1 protein-coding gene is annotated in these 589 nt (G+C 31.9%); it reads left to right on the top strand.

All coding sequences use genetic code 11. The features are described 5' to 3' along the window. The coding region (locus IU405_RS00050; protein WP_197436637.1) for a fibrobacter succinogenes major paralogous domain-containing protein at positions 1 to 571 on the top strand (571 nt) is incomplete at its 5' end. Positions 572 to 589 lie beyond the last annotated feature (18 nt).

Raw genomic sequence — 589 nt, 5'->3', positions numbered from 1 at the left:
CTATATTAAAAATGAAGTTATTATTGGGGATCAAGTTTGGTCTGTAAAAAATCTTAATGTTGATAAATTCAATAATGGTGATTATATACCTGAATGTAAAACAATTTTAGAATGGAAGAAAGCAAGTAAGAATGGAACCCCTGCCTGGTGCAACTATGATAATGATTATTTGAATGGTGAAAAGTATGGGAAACTATACAATTGGTATGCTTTAAATGACCCCAGAGGTATTGCACCAAAAGGATGGCACATCCCAAGTGAAAAAGAGTGGATAAAATTATCAACATATTTAGGAGGTGAAAATATTGCGGGAGACAAAATGAAGTCTAAAGAAGGATGGGATGTTTCAGGAAATGGAAATAATGAAAGTAAATTTAATGGTTTCCCAGGTGGCTTTAGATTCGGAAATGGTGAATTTGGTAATATAACTGGTCTTGGAAGTTTTTGGTCAACAACAGAATTTCAAATTTCATATGTTGACGTTTTAATTTTAGATTATGGAACATCAACAGCATCTTTTACACCTTTTGAAAAAGCTTTTGGAGCATCTATTCGTTGTATAAAGAATTAAAATGCACTCAATATTATG

The sequence above is a fragment of the Polaribacter sp. BAL334 genome, from assembly GCF_015767435.1.
Classification (GTDB): Bacteria; Bacteroidota; Bacteroidia; order Flavobacteriales; family Flavobacteriaceae; genus Polaribacter.
The sequence above is the reverse complement of the archived record's forward strand: the minus strand, read 5'-3'. Positions and strand labels throughout refer to the sequence as shown.